Genomic DNA, 229 nt, shown 5'->3' on the forward strand with positions numbered 1-229 from the left:
ACGGCTAAGAGGCAACAGTTAGTAAAATCCAATGAATATGTTCAACAGGCCAACGATTATATCGATAGCAATGTCGAAATGTTGGAGTTCTTAGAGCTGAAAAATAATCTAACTGAAGTAAGAGCATTGAACCTAACTGAAAACATCTCTAAACAAATGATGATGGCTATTGGTTTAGGGATAATTAAAGAAGACGCAACGTTGATAACGGAGAGCGCCATTGAAGAAG

Annotated in this window: 1 protein-coding gene; it reads left to right on the top strand. The window is 37.1% G+C overall.

Translation table 11 applies throughout. The features are described from left to right. The coding region (locus IQR33_RS36170) for a hypothetical protein (RefSeq protein ID WP_193844315.1) at positions 1-229 on the top strand (229 nt) is incomplete at both ends.

Source organism: Vibrio sp. OPT46 (genome assembly GCF_015163535.1).
Taxonomy (GTDB): domain Bacteria; phylum Pseudomonadota; class Gammaproteobacteria; order Enterobacterales; family Vibrionaceae; genus Vibrio; species Vibrio alginolyticus.